18 protein-coding genes are annotated in these 15,383 nt (G+C 59.0%); 16 read left to right on the forward strand and 2 right to left on the reverse strand.

The genetic code is table 11. The features are described from left to right. Nucleotide 1 precedes the first annotated feature (1 nt). The 16 genes from traD to K5H97_RS22195 all read left to right on the forward strand — a co-directional run bounded on the left by traD (nt 2) and on the right by K5H97_RS22195 (nt 14,329). A complete protein-coding gene (gene traD / locus K5H97_RS22120; protein WP_028690567.1) occupies nt 2-2,218 on the forward strand; it encodes a type IV conjugative transfer system coupling protein TraD in 2,217 nt (738 codons plus the stop codon). Between the two features lie 10 nt (nt 2,219-2,228). Continuing rightward, nucleotides 2,229-2,978 (forward strand): TIGR03747 family integrating conjugative element membrane protein, encoded by a 750-nt coding sequence (locus K5H97_RS22125; protein ID WP_023628661.1) that lies wholly within the window; start codon nt 2,229-2,231, stop codon nt 2,976-2,978. An 11-nt stretch (nt 2,979-2,989) separates the two neighbouring features. Further along, nucleotides 2,990-4,459: a UvrD-helicase domain-containing protein gene (locus K5H97_RS22130; protein ID WP_028690568.1), complete on the forward strand. Its 1,470-nt coding sequence runs from the start codon at nt 2,990-2,992 to the stop codon at nt 4,457-4,459. Nucleotides 4,460-4,477: 18 nt separating this feature from the next. After that, nucleotides 4,478-4,786, forward strand: a complete 309-nt coding sequence (locus K5H97_RS22135; RefSeq protein ID WP_023628663.1) for a hypothetical protein — start codon at nt 4,478-4,480, stop codon at nt 4,784-4,786. Between the two features lie 503 nt (nt 4,787-5,289). Then, nucleotides 5,290-5,607: an integrative conjugative element protein, RAQPRD family gene (locus K5H97_RS22140; RefSeq protein WP_028690570.1), complete on the forward strand. Its 318-nt coding sequence runs from the start codon at nt 5,290-5,292 to the stop codon at nt 5,605-5,607. A 2-nt stretch (nt 5,608-5,609) separates the two neighbouring features. Continuing rightward, nucleotides 5,610-5,843 (forward strand): TIGR03758 family integrating conjugative element protein, encoded by a 234-nt coding sequence (locus K5H97_RS22145; protein WP_371040110.1) that lies wholly within the window; start codon nt 5,610-5,612, stop codon nt 5,841-5,843. A gap of 66 nt (nt 5,844-5,909) precedes the next feature. Continuing rightward, nucleotides 5,910-6,209: a TIGR03745 family integrating conjugative element membrane protein gene (locus tag K5H97_RS22150; RefSeq protein ID WP_230852930.1), complete on the forward strand. Its 300-nt coding sequence runs from the start codon at nt 5,910-5,912 to the stop codon at nt 6,207-6,209. A gap of 13 nt (nt 6,210-6,222) precedes the next feature. Next, entirely contained in the window at nt 6,223-6,606 is a 384-nt protein-coding gene (locus K5H97_RS22155) for a TIGR03750 family conjugal transfer protein (protein ID WP_023628668.1), read from the forward strand. 8 nt (nt 6,607-6,614) lie between these two features. Beyond that, complete coding sequence (locus K5H97_RS22160) at nt 6,615-7,265, forward strand: PFL_4703 family integrating conjugative element protein (RefSeq protein ID WP_023628669.1); 651 nt, start codon at nt 6,615-6,617, stop codon at nt 7,263-7,265. Then, complete coding sequence (locus tag K5H97_RS22165; protein WP_023628670.1) at nt 7,262-8,158, forward strand: TIGR03749 family integrating conjugative element protein; 897 nt, start codon at nt 7,262-7,264, stop codon at nt 8,156-8,158. The genes K5H97_RS22160 and K5H97_RS22165 overlap by 4 nt, the downstream gene beginning before the upstream one ends. Next, nucleotides 8,139-9,638, forward strand: a complete 1,500-nt coding sequence (locus tag K5H97_RS22170) for a TIGR03752 family integrating conjugative element protein (RefSeq protein ID WP_023628671.1) — start codon at nt 8,139-8,141, stop codon at nt 9,636-9,638. Before K5H97_RS22165 ends, K5H97_RS22170 begins: the two co-directional genes overlap by 20 nt. Beyond that, nucleotides 9,616-10,065: a TIGR03751 family conjugal transfer lipoprotein gene (locus K5H97_RS22175; RefSeq protein ID WP_023628672.1), complete on the forward strand. Its 450-nt coding sequence runs from the start codon at nt 9,616-9,618 to the stop codon at nt 10,063-10,065. The genes K5H97_RS22170 and K5H97_RS22175 overlap by 23 nt, the downstream gene beginning before the upstream one ends. Then, nucleotides 10,065-13,058: a conjugative transfer ATPase gene (locus tag K5H97_RS22180; RefSeq protein ID WP_371858383.1), complete on the forward strand. Its 2,994-nt coding sequence runs from the start codon at nt 10,065-10,067 to the stop codon at nt 13,056-13,058. The genes K5H97_RS22175 and K5H97_RS22180 overlap by 1 nt, the downstream gene beginning before the upstream one ends. Next, nucleotides 13,055-13,360 carry a hypothetical protein gene (locus tag K5H97_RS22185; protein WP_023628673.1) on the forward strand — a complete coding sequence of 102 codons (306 nt, stop codon included), beginning with the start codon at nt 13,055-13,057 and terminating at the stop codon, nt 13,358-13,360. Before K5H97_RS22180 ends, K5H97_RS22185 begins: the two co-directional genes overlap by 4 nt. Then, nucleotides 13,353-13,997 (forward strand): DsbA family protein, encoded by a 645-nt coding sequence (locus tag K5H97_RS22190; RefSeq protein ID WP_051555672.1) that lies wholly within the window; start codon nt 13,353-13,355, stop codon nt 13,995-13,997. The genes K5H97_RS22185 and K5H97_RS22190 overlap by 8 nt, the downstream gene beginning before the upstream one ends. Before the next feature lie 8 nt (nt 13,998-14,005). Continuing rightward, on the forward strand, nt 14,006-14,329 hold the full coding sequence (locus K5H97_RS22195; RefSeq protein ID WP_051555666.1) for a hypothetical protein: 324 nt from the start codon (nt 14,006-14,008) through the stop codon (nt 14,327-14,329). A gap of 316 nt (nt 14,330-14,645) precedes the next feature. Here K5H97_RS22195 and K5H97_RS22200 read toward each other — a convergent pair whose 3' ends face one another. Together K5H97_RS22200 and K5H97_RS22205 are read right to left on the reverse strand one after the other, a co-directional pair. Further along, nucleotides 14,646-14,870, reverse strand: coding sequence for a hypothetical protein (locus K5H97_RS22200; protein WP_038705586.1), 225 nt, complete (start codon nt 14,868-14,870; stop codon nt 14,646-14,648). 67 nt (nt 14,871-14,937) lie between these two features. Beyond that, nucleotides 14,938-15,219, reverse strand: a complete 282-nt coding sequence (locus K5H97_RS22205; RefSeq protein WP_023628677.1) for a hypothetical protein — start codon at nt 15,217-15,219, stop codon at nt 14,938-14,940. Between the last annotated feature and the right edge of the window lie 164 nt (nt 15,220-15,383).

The following is a 15,383-nucleotide window of genomic DNA, read 5'->3' on the forward strand; positions in this document are numbered from 1 at the left end:
GATGGCGACATACACCCTTGAATCTCTGCTCCGGCCGCCGGTAGAGCTTTTCACTACTGCGGTCTGCTATGTGGCAGCTTCGCTTTGCATTTGCGCGCCCTGGGCTTTTGCGCTGACCCCACTATTTGGAATTGTCGCCGCGCTGGGTTTTATCTACCTGGGCACCATTCGGCTGCTGCAGGCGCGGAGGGTCCTAAGGTATCAGGCGAACCTCAGGCGACTTCCCCACTACACCATGACCAGCGCTGAAATGCCGATCAGCAACGAGCGCCTGTTCATCGGACGCGGGTTCCGGTGGACTCAGAAGCACACACAGCGCCTGGCCGACACCTACCTCCCTCAGTTCGCGGCATACGTCGAACCGACGAACCTTTATGAACGGGCGCGCTGGCTGGAGGAACGCCTAGAGTTCGCCCCCTTCCCACTGAAACTGATCACAAAACTCACTGGTTGGGATTCCAACTGGAACCCCGCTCGGCCTCTCCCACCAGTGGGTGGCCTGCCCAGATTGCACGGGATCGAACCAGATGAGCAGAATGTCAGTCTCCCTCTGGGTGAGCGCGTGGGCCACACACTGGTCCTGGGCACCACACGGGTAGGCAAGACTCGCCTGGCGGAAGTGTTCATCACCCAGGACATTCGCCGAACGCATCGCCGCGGGCCGCGAGTCCGCATGGGGCGACGGAGCCAAACCTCCCATCGATGGAGCCGGCGCCGGCGAGTAGAGGAACAGGCCGACCACGAGGTCGTGATCGTTTTCGATCCGAAGGGCGATGCCGACCTGCTCAAGCGCATGTACGTCGAGTGCAAGCGCGCCGGGCGCCTCGACGAGTTCTACGTGTTTCATCTGGGATGGCCGGATATCTCCGCTCGCTACAACGCCATCGGCCGCTTCGGCCGAATCAGCGAGGTGGCCACTCGCATCGCTGGTCAGCTCTCCGGCGAGGGTAACTCTGCAGCATTTCGGGAGTTCGCTTGGCGGTTCGTCAATATCATCGCCCAGTCGCTTGTCGCGCTCGGCCGTCGCCCTGACTACGAGCAGATCCGCCGGCACGTCATCAATATCGACGAGCTGTTCATTGAGTACGCACAGAAGTACTTCGCTGAACATGATCCGAAGGCCTGGCAAACCATTGTCGAGCTTGAAGGCAAGATCGATCGCAAGAACCTGTCTTTCGCCATGAAAGACCGCCCGCTGCGCGTGGTGGCCATCGACATGTACCTGACCCAGAAGCGCATCAACGATTCGGTTATGGATGGCCTGCGCAGCGCTGTCCGCTACGACAAGACCTATTTCGACAAGATCGTCGCATCGTTGCTGCCACTCCTGGAAAAGCTCACCACTGGGCGTATCGCTGAACTGCTTGCCCCCGACTACCTGGACCTCGCCGATGAGCGTCCCATCTTCGACTGGATGCAAGTGATCCGAAAACGCGCCGTGGTATATGTTGGCCTCGATGCACTATCCGACACCGAAGTCAGTGCGGCCGTGGGCAACTCGATGTTCAGTGACTTGGTCTCTGTTGCAGGCCACATTTACAAGCACGGCATCGACGACGGCCTGCCGGGGCATATGGCTGGGGGCAAGGTACGCATCAACCTCCACGCTGACGAGTTCAACGAGCTCATCGGGGACGAATTCATCCCGATGGTGAATAAGGCCGGTGGTGCCGGCATCCAGGTCACCGCCTACACCCAGACGATGAGTGACATCGAAGCGAAGATCGGCTCGAAGGCGAAAGCCGGCCAGGTGATCGGTAACTTCAACAACCTATTCATGTTGCGTGTTCGAGAAACCGCGACCGCTGAGCTGCTGACCAACCAGCTACCAAAAGTGCAGATCTACAACAGCACGCCGGCGAGCAGCGCGAACGACTCGGTCAACGGCAAAACCGCGTTCACCTCAAGCTCGCACGACCAGGTGCAGCTGGCGAGTGTGCCGATGATTGAGCCGGCCCACGTGGTGGGACTGCCGAAGGGACAGGCCTTCGCGCTCATCGAAGGTGGGAATCTGTGGAAAATCCGCATGCCGCTCCCCGCGAACGACCCAGATGAGGTCATGCCCGGCAACCTGCAGGAGCTGGCCGCCGGCATGCGGCGATCGGCAGCGTCCTCGAACGATTGGTGGGAAGCCCCTGGCTATCAAGAGCTGAAATCAGCTTTGCCCGAAGACCTGGTTGAAGATTTCCGCCAGGTGGCCACCGATGATGCAGCTTGAGGTGTAGCCAATGGCAGATGACGTATCAAAGAAGGCCGAACAGCAGCAAGAGCGACAGGAATCGCTGTTCAGCAAGATCTTCTGGTTCCCGATTACCTTCATCGGCGTAATGTTCAGCTCGCTGTTCCTCGCCATCGTGGTCGACTGGGTATGCCTGTACTTCTTCTGGCCAGAGGCCGGGTGGCGGCACGGTCAGCAAATGCTGGTCAGCGAGGTCGGCTGGTTGTCCAAGGGGCTGGTCCATAGCGCTGTCGTCCAAGAACCCGGGCGCACCGCGACCTGGCTGGTCACTGAAGCTTACGACTGGCTGGTCGTGAAGACCGGGATGCTTAGCTGGGTCCAGAGCATGGAGTCGATCGCTCAAGCCGGTCCCCGTAACGAGCTGGACATGCGCTATTGGGCCGCGCAGAGCGTCACAACGGTACAGAACTATGCCCTGGCTGCCCTCTTTACCGTCCTGGTGTTTTGCGTCCGCCTGGTCGTGCTGCTGATGACGGTACCGCTTTTTGCCATGGCTGCACTCACAGGCCTGGTCGACGGGCTGGTGCGGCGAGACCTCCGTAAATTTGGTGCCGGCCGAGAGTCCAGCTACCTGTACCACAAGGCCCGGGCAACGATGTTGCCGTTGGCCATTTTCCCCTGGACTTTCTACTTGGCGCTCCCGATCAGCATCAGCCCACTGCTGGTACTACTCCCCTGCGCTGCCTTACTCGGGGTGTCCGTGAGCATTACGGCCGCGAGCTTCAAGAAGTATTTGTGAGGAAGAGAACGATGCAATGGACACACGAGCAGTCGCCAATCATCCAGTCGGAAGCCCCGAAACTCCTTATCCAGGCCGGCGCTGGCAGTGGCAAGACCACAACGCTGGTGGGCTACGCGCAACACCACACCCGTCTGCGGATTCTCTATCTCTGTTACAACAAGTCGGTCGAGATCGCCGCGCGTGGCCGATTTCCGCGCAACGTGGTGAACAAAACTGCGCACGGCCTGGCCTACGCCGTCTATGGCACACAGTTCAGCCATAAGCAGACCAACAACTTGCGACTGACCGATATCGCCCGAGCGCTTGATACGCAGGACTGGGAGCTGGTCAGGGACGTGCTAACCACCCTCAACAACTATATGGCCAGCGCCGACGACCTGATCGAGCGCTGCCACTTTCCACGGTTCCGTGACCGCCCGATGCTTACCTCCGCCCAGGAGCGCTACCTGAACCAGGCGCTGGTAGCAGCGATGAGCATCTGGAAGCGCATGACTGACCTGCAGGACACAGCGGTGCAGATCACGCATGACGGATACCTGAAGCTGTACCAGTTGAGCAAACCCGACCTGAGCCAGCGCTTCGACTGTGTCCTGCTCGATGAGGGACAGGACGTAAACCCCGTCATCGCTGACATTGTGCGCATTCAGCGTATTCGCAAGGTGGCCGTGGGTGATCGTCATCAGCAGATCTATCGCTTTCGAGGGGCGGAAGACGCTCTAAATGCCAGCTGGATGGCCGGGGCGGAGAAGCACTACCTGACCCAGAGCTTCAGATTTGGGCCTGCAGTCGCCCATGTCGCCAACATCATCCTGTCCTACAAGGGAGAAACCAGGAAGCTGCAGGGACTGGGCGAGAAGACATTGGTGAAGAAGGCGTTGCCGGCCGGGCTGCCGCACAGGACATACATTCATCGGACCGTTATCGGGGTGATTGAAAACTCACTGTGCCTGGTCACCGAGAAGCCCAAAATCTACTGGGTTGGCGGCATTGACAGCTATTCAGTACGCGACCTCGAAGATCTGTTCTATTTCAGTCGCCAACAGCGCGATCTGGTCCAGAACAAAAAGCTGCTCCGTGACTACCGAGACTATGGCCAGTACGTGGAAATCGCCGAGGTTAGCCAGGACAGCGAGATGATCCGGTCCATCAAGATCATCAACATGTATCCGGATCTGCCTCAGCGAATCTTGGCCCTGCGCTCATGCACCGTGGACCAAGAGCTGGATGCAACTATCACCCTCACCTCTGCCCACAAGTCGAAAGGCCTGGAGTGGGACTTCGTCGGGCTCTTCGACGACTTCACGTCGGACCCGCTCTCACCTGACATCGATCCAGGTCGACGAGATGATGAGTTGAACCTCCTGTACGTTGCCGTCACCCGGGCGATGAAGATCCTCGCCATCAACAGTCTGGTGCTGTCCATCATGGAACGCTACGTGGACGCTCTCGCCCCAGGAGCGCGTCAAGCGCGCGGCTGATTAAATAAAGGAGTCACTATGAGCAAGAAATTCGAACACCGCGCTGACTATGTCGCTATTCCATTCAAAAACGCGACTAGCGGCGCTTGGATATTTAAGAGCACAGAACAGACGCTTGAGCCCGATGTTGCGTCTCTTTTGGCAGAAGAGGAGCAACTGCAGAAGAAGATGCTCGAGCTCGGAGCCCAAGGCTGGGAACTCGTCAGCACCCAGCCAGTGTGCCGGGGCGAGATCAAAGTGGGCAATCAAAATGCCCAGGCCTGGTCCTACGGGTTCCCAATGCCGGTCGGATATCTGCTCTTTTTCAAGCGCGAGTCAGTAGCCTGACCAATCAGGCGCTTTAGGCTTCATGATCATGCCCTGGAAGGAGGGCCAACATGGCGTTGGCCCTCCTGACCATCTCGACCAGCTCCACTGAGCTCACCTCTCGTCGGTGCTGAAGCATCTCGGCGGCCAAAACCGCTTTGTCGTAGCAACCTTCATCTCGGAAACGGGCACCCAGAAAGTCCGATACCCAAGCTTCAAACGCCGGCGAGTTGGTGGTTTTCCGCGGCATAAGACTCCCCCACAGATCAGTTTTTCCCGTATGCCTACTCCTTGGCTTAACTTCGGCTCATTGTAATCGGTCTGGGCCGTTCAATCGCCCTACCAAAGTGGATCAATCCACTTCACCAAAGCGTGACCGGCTTAGAGAAAAAATTCTACGGACCTCAGATAAGTATTTCTTGAGGCGCCCCTCCACCTGGTCTCGGCATTCTGACGCCCACAGTCAGTTGCCCCAGAGCCCAGCCGTGAACAAGCCATCCCTCCTCCTTGTATCTCCTCGCCGAATCCTGCTTGGCGCGCTGATCAGCGTCAGCGGCGGCTTTTCACTAATACCGAGCGCTCAGGCGGCCGGTGCATCAGAACAGGCCAACATCGAGGTGATGATCCGGCAGCTGAACGCGCTGGAGGACTCGGCGCGGCGCAGCGCCACGATCGCCAGCGAACCTGGCCAGCGCTACTACTTCGACTATGAACGTCTGGCTGGCGACATCCAGCGCGTTCGCCAGGGCCTGCAAGAGTACCTGACCCCAAGTCGCGCACAGCCGCGAGATCCGGCAGAGCTGGCTGGGAAATACACCCTCACCGGCGGGCGGATGCCATGAGCATGAGCGGCACTCAAGTCGCAGCTTTCAACGCTGCAAGCGGGGTCACCCCCCAGGCCAGCACCGTGCTGTTCGTAGGCACCGTCATCGCACTGTCGACCCTGTGGGGTGCCTGGGCGCTGTACAGCATCTACCGGGGCTGGGCGACTCAGAACATCGACAGAAACATTGCAGCCGCGTCGACCGTCAAGGTCATCGTCCTGCTGCTGATCCTCGCCACACTCGTTCTCAGCTAGCCAAGGAGCTAACCGATGTCTATCCGCACCATCACCAAGTCACTCACCGGCGCCGCCGCATTGATTATGGGCCTGCACCCAATCATTGCCGCTGCCGCATTACCAGGAGCACAAGCCCCAACACGCGGCGAGGGAACCAGCTGGCTGCAAACCATCCAGAACTACGGTTACGACGGTTTCATGCTGATCGGTCTCTTCCTGCTCGGAGCCATGATGGTGGGGGTCGCCTCCCATGCCTACGGCGTTTACCACGATATCCATGAGGGCAAGAAAAAGTGGCGAGACCTGGGGCTCACCGCTGTGGTCGGGATCTGCCTGATCGGCGTCGGCATCTTCATGGTCACCAAAGCTACTGGCGTCCTCTAACTGGTGATGCGATATGGCTGAGACCACTTACCTGAAGGATGGAACGCTCGATTTCCTTCCCCACAACCTTAATAGGCAGCCCATCGTCATGGGAGGTCTCACTGCGGATGAAATGTGGGGAACGGTCGGTGCTTGTGGGGGGGCCGGCGTGATTCTGGGCATCCCCGTGTCGTTCTTGTTCGGCAACCCAGCTCTCTTCATCGCTTGCGCTCTTGTAGGTGGAGCTCTGGGCTTGACCGTGGCAAGCCGGATCCTCCGGAAGATGAAACGCGGCCGCCCGGATACATGGTTTTACCGCCAGCTCCAGTTCTACAAGGCTCAACACCTCCCCTTCCTCGGTGGCCCCCAGTTGGTCATCCGGAAGGGAGCGTGGACATGCCGTCGTACAGGAAAGTAGGAATCTTCATGAGTTTTCGAAAACGAGTGGATGCTCAGCAAGCACACATTCTCAGCTTGCGAATCGCGGTAATTGTGCTGGGCGCAGTCAGCCTGTTCGCGTTTTACGGCTGGCACAAAGCCCCCGAAGACCTGACCGTGCATGTGCCGCCGGACCTCCGCTCCGGCAGTACTCGCAAATGGTGGGAGGTGCCACCAGAAAACGTGTATGCCTTCGGGTTCTATATCTTCCAGCAGATGCAGCGCTGGGAGAAGAACGGGGACGACGACTACCAAGACAACATCGAGCGTCTGGCGTCCTACGTGACCCCTGGCTGCAAGGAGTACCTGCAGAAAGACTACGAGATGCGCCGTAACGCCGGTGAGCTGCGCCGCCGTGAACGGAATGTCTCAGAAATCCCGGGCCACGGGTTGACCGACCCTGGCGTGCTACGCGTGGAAGAAATCGGAATCAACGATTGGACAGTCAATCTGGATCTACTCGCTGACGAGTCGGTGAACGGCGAGCGGGTCAAGCGTGCAATGACGCGTTATCCACTGTCCATCGTCCGGGCCGACGTCAATCCAGAGAAAAATCCGTTCGGGTTGATGTGGAACTGCTATGCGTCCAACCCGCAGCGCATCGAGGTTGATCTGCAAGCAGCCGGGGTGAAACCATGAATCTGCGCGCGTGCCTCCTTGTTCTGGGCCTCTCTGCAGTTGCCAATGTGAAAGCGGTAGAGCTGCTGCTGTGGGACCGTATCCCCATGGCAATCCCGCTGATTGTCGGTCAAGAGCGCATTGTGTTCGTCGACCAGAACGTGCGGGTAGGCATGCCTCCGCAGCTTGTTGGCCAACTGCGGGTCCAGAGCACTGGCGGCGCCGTCTACCTGCTGGCCAGCCAAGAAATTCCACCGACCAGGCTGCAACTGCAGAATGTGGCCACTGGCGAGATCATGCTGGTGGATATTGCGGCGACACCAGCGGCAGAGGGCCAAGCCAAGCTCGAACCCGCGAAGATCGTCGCCGGCGCGGCCCCTTCTACCTACTACGGCGATACCACCTCGACGCGAGCTCCGACGAAGCGATCCGCGACGTCGGAGGAGGAGGAGGAGGATGTTCCGCCGGCACCGCGACATGAGACACCTGCGCCGGTGGCCCTGACCCGCTATGCGGCGCAAATGCTGTACGCCCCACTCCGGACCGTTGAGCCTGTCGCCGGCATCAGCCAGGTGCGTGTTGATCGAGCCCTGGACCTCAGCACCTTGTTGCCGGTATTACCGGTGGAAGCATCGGTGCTGGGGGCTTGGCGCCTCGACAACAGCTATGTCACGGCAGTCAAACTCAGAAACCTGAGTGCCCAGCAGTTGACGATGAATGCAACAGAGCTGATGGGCAACTTCTCCACGGCGACATTCCAGCACCCGTACCTCGGAGCTCGTGGAAATGCCAGCGATACCACCACGCTTTACCTGGTCACACAAGGAAAGGGGCTGAAAGAGGCCCTGCTGCCGTCTTCGGTCAGCCAAATTGATCCGAAAGCAGGAGGGCGCCGTGGGCAGTCTGAAAAGTAATCCACTCCTCAAGTACCTGCTCATCCCCGTGCTGATCGGCGCGCTCATCATCGTGTTCAAGGGGGGGAGTAAAAAAGAGGAGCCGAAGGCTCCTGAAGATAAACCGATCATCATCGGAGGCGACACCGCACGCAAGCTAGGGGTGGACGGTGATACTCCGGCCGACACCCTCCGCACGGTGGTCGCTGAAAGTCGGGAGGTGAAAGACCAGATCGCGAAGGTGCTGACCGACAACAAGGAACTGAAGGACCAGAATGCAGAGCTCCAGCTCCGGCTTTCGCGCATAGATCAGAATGTCGACAACAAGCTGAATGATGCGAAGGGCGAGCTGCAGGAGCAGGTGAAGAACCAGAGCGTGGGCCTGTTGGACCAGTTCCAGCGTCAGTTGGATAACCTATCGCAGAACCCAAATGCCGCTGGGCAGGACCTCCCCATTGGGCTCGGAGTGATGCCAGGTGACGGCGCGGGTTTCGACAAAGGGACGAAGTCCAATGGACTCGTATGGGTTGAACCCACCGATGCCACTGCCTTGGACGCTAGCGGTAAACCCCTTCAGCCCGGCTCCGCCCAGACGGCCAGTAGCTTCAATTTTCCCACCAGCTTTGGGAGCACCCTGGACAAAGGCCAAACAGTTCTCAGCGCGACGGCCCAGAACGTCGGCGCTGATTTGTCTCCCCAGGATGCCCGCAAGCAAGTACGCAAAGCCTATACCTTGCCCCAGAACTCGACCTTGATGGGGTCGGTGGCCATGTCGGCGCTCATTGGCCGCGTACCGATCGATGGAACAGTCAATGATCCCTTCCCTTTCAAGGTCCTGATCGGTCCGGACAACCTCACCGCAAACGGCATCGAGATACCTGACGTCGTCGGTGCTGTTGCCAGCGGTACCGCATCAGGCGACTGGACATTGTCCTGCGTGCGCGGGCAAGTCCGGAGCCTGACGTTCGTCTTCGCAGATGGCACGGTCCGATCGTTCCCTGCCCCGGCAGAAGAGGCCAACGGCAGCCAGAACAACAACCAGAACAGCAGCAACGGTAACGGGCAGCCAGCGATCCAGGGCGGACTCGGCTGGATCAGCGACTCCTACGGCATTCCTTGCATCTCCGGCGAGCGCCGATCCAACGCCAAGGAGTACTTGACCAACCAGTCCCTGGTGACGGCCGCGGGCGCCGGCATCGCCAAACTGTTGAAGGCTGATGAGCAAAATAGCTCCACTACCTTCAGCAGCGGAGGAACTTCATTCGGGACCACGGGCTCCTCGGGGAACTCCGCCATGGGCGCGATTCTGACCGGTGGGGTCAGCGACATCCGCTCCTGGATGAACAAGCTCTACGGCGAAGCTTTCGCCGCCGTGTACGTACAGCCCGGGGCGAAGGTCGCCGTCCACTTGGACCAGCAGCTCGCCATCGACTACGAGATCAAAGGCCGCAAGGTCGATTACAACGCCGGAGCCAACCATGTATCCGCAAACCTTGACTAAGCCCCGCCTGCAGGCCGGCGCCTGGCTCGTGCTCGCCCTCATTCTAGGCGGATGCACGACTGACAAAGACGAGCTGCTCCCCCACGGGGAAGCCAACATGATGGACGTGTGGCAACACGGCACGTCTGGCGGGAGCTCTGGCAGTTCCAACAGCAGAATGTTGCTGGATGCGCGCCAAGAGCTGCGCCGACCGCTCGATGAGGCTCAGGTGGCCCGCCAACAGGCAAGTGCTGACGCCTTCAACCGCACGCCCCAGAACGAAATTTACAGCCAGTTCAAGCGCCTCCCGAACCCTGATCTGGTGATGTACGTGTTCCCACACCTGGCTGGTACGGATCCAGTCCCAGTCCCGGGGTACACCACGGTGTTCCCGATGTATCAACGCGTGCAGTACGCCATGCCAGGCGAGCGGACGGAGGAGTACTGATGCAGTTCATAAGCAAATTGCTGGGCAAAGGCCCTGCAACGCCTATCGAGCCCGTGCTCGGCCAGCCGACAACCGATACCGACCTTGTCGACGACTATCCCGCAACAGCCAGTACTGTCATCAACGAAGAAGACCGCCAGGCTGCGAATGACCGGTACATAGCTCGCCTGGAGTCCATGGGCATCCCTTCACCCATCGACTGGCAAAACCCTAAACGTCGGCCGGCGACAAAAACTGACGTGGCGAGGATATACGAGGTCAACCCGTCGTTCGTGGACATGCTGCCATGGGCAGAATACCTGCCCGAGGAAGAGGCCATGCTCCTCGAGGATGGCATTTCCAGGGCGGCGTTTTTCGAGTTGATCCCGATCGGGACCGAGGGACGCTCCGACGACTGGCTTCAACAAGCTCGCGATGCGTTGCAAGGTGTCCTGCAGGACAGTTTCGACGAACTCGAGAGCTCTCACTGGGTAGTGCAGCTTTATGCCCAGGACGAAACGGACTGGACCGACTACCTGCAAAAACTCCAGGCCTACGTCCAGCCCCGGGCTGAGAACACGGATTTCACCAAGCTCTACCTCGCGCTGTTCCGCCACCACCTCGAGTCCATCTCCAAGCCAGGTGGATTGTTCGTCGACACGGCAGTCAGCAACCTCCCGTGGCGTGGTCAGACACGGAAAGTCCGCCTGGTGGTGTATCGCCGAGTAAAGAAACAGGACGTCGTGGTGCGCGGCCAGGAGCCTGCCGCCTACCTCAAAGCGATCTGCGACCGTCTTAAAGGATCCCTGGCCAACGCCGGCGTGACAACCAAACGCATGGATGGCCATGCGATCAAGCGTTGGCTCGTAGGCTGGTTCAATCCACACCCAGATCACCTGGGGTCGACTGAGCGCGATATCCGACGTTTCTACGAAGAGGTGTGCCAGCCAGCCCGCGAGTTGCAAGAGGGTGAGCTGCCGGTGGCGAGCGGCACCGACTTCTCGGAGAACTTGTTCTACAGAGAACCGCGCTCGGATATCGACAGCGGTCTCTGGTCGTTCGACGGCATGCCGCACCGGGTTGTGATGCTGGATCGCCTGAAAAATGCCCCCCTCACTGGGCATCTGACCGGTGAGACCAAGCAGGCCGACTCATTGAACTCGCTGTTCGACCGGCTGCCGGAGGATACCGTGTTGTGCATCACCATGGTGCCGACCCCGCAGGATCTGCTGGAAGGGCATCTCGAACAGCTATCCAGGAAGGCTATCGGGGATACCCAGGCGTCCAGTCACACCCGGGATGACGTTGAAACGGCGCGGTCCCTTCTCGGACGAAAGCACAAGCTCTACCGGGGAAGTGTCGCGTTTTTCCTCCGTGGTCAGAATAAAGCCGTGCTCGAGGAGCGCACGACTAGCTTGTGCAACGTGCTCCTCGGCGCCGGCATGCAACCAGTCCAGTCACAGGACGAGGTAGCTCCTCTAAACAGCTACCTGCGCTGGTTGCCATGCAACTTCGACCCGAATGAAAACCGCGCCTTGGATTGGTACACCCAGCTTATGTTCACCCAGCACATCGCCAATCTGGCTCCAGTCTGGGGGCGCTCCACTGGCACAGGTAACCCGGGCTTCACCCTTTCCAATCGAGGGGGGGCAGCGCTGACCTTCGATCCGCTGAACAAGCTCGACCGACAAATGAACGCGCACTTGTTCTTGTTCGGCCCCACCGGCGCGGGTAAATCTGCCACAGCCAACTACCTGATCATGCAGGCCATTGCGCTCTACCGCCCTCGACTCTTCATCATCGAGGCCGGCAACAGCTTCGGCCTGCTGGGCGATTTCGCCAAGCGGCTTGGCCTGACCGTCAACCGGGTACGGCTCGCTCCGGGTAGCGGCGTGAGCCTCGCCCCGTTCGTCGACGCCGTGCAGCTCGTAAAAAACAAGGACCAGGTCAAGGTCTTGGATGCCTCGGACGTGGATGCATCGGACCAGCACCTGACCGACGCACTGGCGGGGATGGAGGACGAACAGAGGGACATCCTGGGCGAGCTGGAGATCACAGCCCGCCTGATGATCACTGGCGGCGAATCGAAGGAGGATGCGCGACTCACTCGGGCCGACCGCAGTGCCATCCGGCAGTGCATCATCAACGCCGCCGAGCTGTGCGTAAGTAAAAACCGTCCGGTGTTGACTGAAGACATCAGCGCAGCGCTGCAGGCGATGGCCAGCGACGACAAGCTCCCTGAAAGCCGGCGCAACCGGTTCATGGAGATGGCCGAGGCCATGGGGATGTTCACCATGGGCACCGAGGCTGAGATGTTCAACCGTCCTGGTACCGCCTGGCCGGAAGCTGACATCACAATCGTCGACTTGGCCACCTACGCTCGTGAGGGCTATCAAGCCCAGATGGCCATCGCCTACATCTCCCTGCTGAACACCATCAACAACATCGCAGAGCGGGACCAGTTCAAAGGCCGACCACTCATTGCCTTCACCGACGAAGGCCACATCCCATTGAAGGTGCCACTGCTCTCCCCGTATTCGGTGAAGATCACCAAGATGTGGCGAAAACTAGGTGCCTGGTACTGGATGGCAACCCAGAACGTTGACGACATCCCTCCAGAAGCATCCGCCCTGCTGAACATGATCGAGTGGTGGATCTGCTTGAACATGCCGCCTGACGAGGTGGAGAAAATCGCGCGTTTTCGTGAGCTCACGCCGGCGCAGAAGACGATGATGCTCTCGGCACGAAAGGAAAACGGCAAGTTCACCGAGGGCATCGTCCTGGCCAAGCGGATCGAGATGCTGTTCCGTGTGGTGCCACCCAGCCTGTGCCTTGCTCTGGCCATGACCGAGCCAGAAGAAAAGCGGCAGCGTTACGAAACCATGCAGGCGCTCGGCTGCGATGAGCTACACGCAGCACTGCAGGTGGCCGCGGACCTGGACCACAAACGCGGTATCACTCCCTATCCCATCACCTTACCCGAATCAAAGAAGGCCGTGGAGCGCGTGGCATGAGAGTCATGAATACCCTGACCCAGAACATCATTGATAGCCTGACCCAGCTGCTCAAAGAGCCCGGGCACGACACACTCCAGTCATTGTCGGTTTGCGCACCAGTGCTCATTGACGAGCTGCAACAGATCAAAAATAACGCCCTCGATCGTCGCGACATCATTCCGCTGGTTCAGTCAGTGTTGGATGAGTGGCTGAAGGAGCACCCTCAGCCTGACGGAGCCATTCACGATCTACAGGCCGCCCTGCAGAAGCTCGGCCAGCCTGAGGTCCCCCCTCATGCTCGGGGGGATGAGCATGCGTAAGAACAGGCTCAAACTCATCGTGGTCGGCATCATCGCGATCACTGGCCTCGGCGCTGGCTGGCTGCTGGCAAAGAACAACAGCGCACGCCCCGCCGATGAGACCTGGTATTTCGGTCCGTCCAGTGCCCGCTGGGTGATCACGGAGTACGCCGATCTAGAATGCCCATACTGCAGGGCATACACGCCACAACTGAAGCGATGGGTGAGCGAGCAAGAGAACGTGAAGCTCGCTTGGCATCACTTCCCTCTCGATAGTCATGGCCCTGCAGCAGTATCAGAGGCAAGGCTCGTTCAATGCGCGGGTTCATTGGGCGGGGCTTCGGCGTTCTGGGAAGCGATCGACCAGGTCCTGCTGCGCACACGTGGCAATGGCCAGGGGCTCGCTGATGAGTTGGAGGTACCTGGCATCTCTGCAGAAGGTCTTTCCACTTGCGCGAGGACAAGACTGGATATCCGAGCAGCCGTTGAACAGCAATTGGCTGTGGCCAAGGGCCGGGGCATTGCCGCTACCCCTACGATCGAGGTCACCGACAGTTTGACGGGGCACAGCATGCGCCTGGAAGGTCCCGTGGATAGCGCCACACTGCTGTCGGTCGTGGATGACCTCGCAGCCCAGGCCACTGCGAGCAAGGAGTAGCCAGGGTAATGATCAAGCTCACGGTCTCCCGCATCGACAATAATGACGAAGAAAGCAATCTACCAAGCAGGTTCTTCCCAAGCGCAGGCTCTGGCCATGGATGGTTTCAGCTTGAGTCGACCGGGGAAGAATTCCCCTCACACGATGAGCTGAGCTGGGCTCTCCAGGAGTGGAACGACGACTGCGTGCTCATGGACTATGACGCGACCACAGGCAAAGGTCGGTTCGTAATAGTCGACTGGTATGCCCCAGCGCCCGGGACCGTGATCGAGCTGCAGCTCGATATGAACCTGGAAGAACTTGATCCAGGTGACGAGGAATGGTTCGACTAGTTCACATTCTTGTAACGACCTGAGATCCGAGGGGAACGGACTTCCCTTCGCCCAGTCTCTGTCGGTGTGATTGTGGAGGTGAACGGGATGATGGAACTACAAGGTTTCGCCAGTAGACACAGCTTTTTGAGTGTTCAACTTGAAAAGCTCTATCAGCAGCTATCCGACTCACACGATGCCGTCGGCTTGTCGGCCTCCGTGACGCAACTCAACAACGATATTTGTGAACTGCAGCGGGATGTCATGGAGGCAGTAATACTTCGAAACCGATCATCCGCCGCAGTGACTTGGGCATCAGCGACCGGATACCCACAACTCACTCACGCTCTCGACGATCATGAGGATCTGGAGGAAGTGTGATGGTCAGCGTGAAACTACCGGTGAGACCCTGACGCAGTTCCTGAGGCATCCAATAGGCAAACTGCACCAGCCACGCGCCATCCTGCAGGCGATGGGTCTCCTGCCGAAACTTCTCAACCGATGCCTCATCAATCCCAAGAATGGCCGCCACTTCTTGGTTGGTGGGTATGGCGTCCTTCACCAGCCTGCCTCCTTGCGTCAAACCGGTATAGAAAATACTCCAGTGCCACCTGAGCGCCATCAACCGCTTATCGGTTGGCGAGTTTATCGCTCTCAATCCAAGAATGAGCGCGTTTAAGGGCCCAGGTCATCGCAGCCGTCATAGTCTGCCCTTTGCAGTCCATATGGCCCTCTTCGAGCAAAAGCTTTCCATCCAGAGCATAGATACCGAGAAATAGCTGAGTCAGGTGCTCGCGAGAGACCCGCACCTGAATGTTAATGAGGGAGCCGTCGGCCATCCGCTCATCGAAGTTCCTGAAGTGCAGATCGGGATCCGCCCACTCCCAGAATACTTGTCCTCTTTTGCGCATGTCCGTTCCAGTGTAAGTGCTGATCCGGGCAGTATGGAGTCACCTCAACGAGTCTGCCAGACCGAAAACGCCTCGCTTACGCCCGTGTGGGGATTCACCGAGAAATCCAAGTACCGTCAGATATCTATTTCCTACTGCGCCTGGCGGGCCGATCCGTTTTCCTG

It is taken from the genome of Pseudomonas mosselii (genome assembly GCF_019823065.1).
GTDB lineage: Bacteria > Pseudomonadota > Gammaproteobacteria > Pseudomonadales > Pseudomonadaceae > Aquipseudomonas > Aquipseudomonas mosselii.

Bases quoted from the DNA above. Each gene is read 5' to 3' on its own strand.
- K5H97_RS22185 (WP_023628673.1), top strand. From the start codon at position 13,055: ATGAGAGTCATGAATACCCTGACCCAGAACATCATTGATAGCCTGACC.
- K5H97_RS22165 (WP_023628670.1), top strand. From the start codon at position 7,262: ATGAATCTGCGCGCGTGCCTCCTTGTTCTGGGCCTCTCTGCAGTTGCC.
- K5H97_RS22135 (WP_023628663.1), top strand. From the start codon at position 4,478: ATGAGCAAGAAATTCGAACACCGCGCTGACTATGTCGCTATTCCATTC.
- K5H97_RS22130 (WP_028690568.1), top strand. From the start codon at position 2,990: ATGCAATGGACACACGAGCAGTCGCCAATCATCCAGTCGGAAGCCCCG.
- K5H97_RS22125 (WP_023628661.1), top strand. From the start codon at position 2,229: ATGGCAGATGACGTATCAAAGAAGGCCGAACAGCAGCAAGAGCGACAG.
- K5H97_RS22145 (WP_371040110.1), top strand. From the start codon at position 5,610: ATGAGCGGCACTCAAGTCGCAGCTTTCAACGCTGCAAGCGGGGTCACC.
- K5H97_RS22155 (WP_023628668.1), top strand. From the start codon at position 6,223: ATGGCTGAGACCACTTACCTGAAGGATGGAACGCTCGATTTCCTTCCC.
- K5H97_RS22195 (WP_051555666.1), top strand. From the start codon at position 14,006: ATGATCAAGCTCACGGTCTCCCGCATCGACAATAATGACGAAGAAAGC.
- K5H97_RS22175 (WP_023628672.1), top strand. From the start codon at position 9,616: ATGTATCCGCAAACCTTGACTAAGCCCCGCCTGCAGGCCGGCGCCTGG.
- K5H97_RS22160 (WP_023628669.1), top strand. From the start codon at position 6,615: ATGAGTTTTCGAAAACGAGTGGATGCTCAGCAAGCACACATTCTCAGC.
- traD (WP_028690567.1), top strand. From the start codon at position 2: ATGGCGACATACACCCTTGAATCTCTGCTCCGGCCGCCGGTAGAGCTT.
- K5H97_RS22180 (WP_371858383.1), top strand. From the start codon at position 10,065: ATGCAGTTCATAAGCAAATTGCTGGGCAAAGGCCCTGCAACGCCTATC.
- K5H97_RS22205 (WP_023628677.1), bottom strand. From the start codon at position 15,219: ATGCGCAAAAGAGGACAAGTATTCTGGGAGTGGGCGGATCCCGATCTG.
- K5H97_RS22150 (WP_230852930.1), top strand. From the start codon at position 5,910: ATGGGCCTGCACCCAATCATTGCCGCTGCCGCATTACCAGGAGCACAA.
- K5H97_RS22190 (WP_051555672.1), top strand. From the start codon at position 13,353: ATGCGTAAGAACAGGCTCAAACTCATCGTGGTCGGCATCATCGCGATC.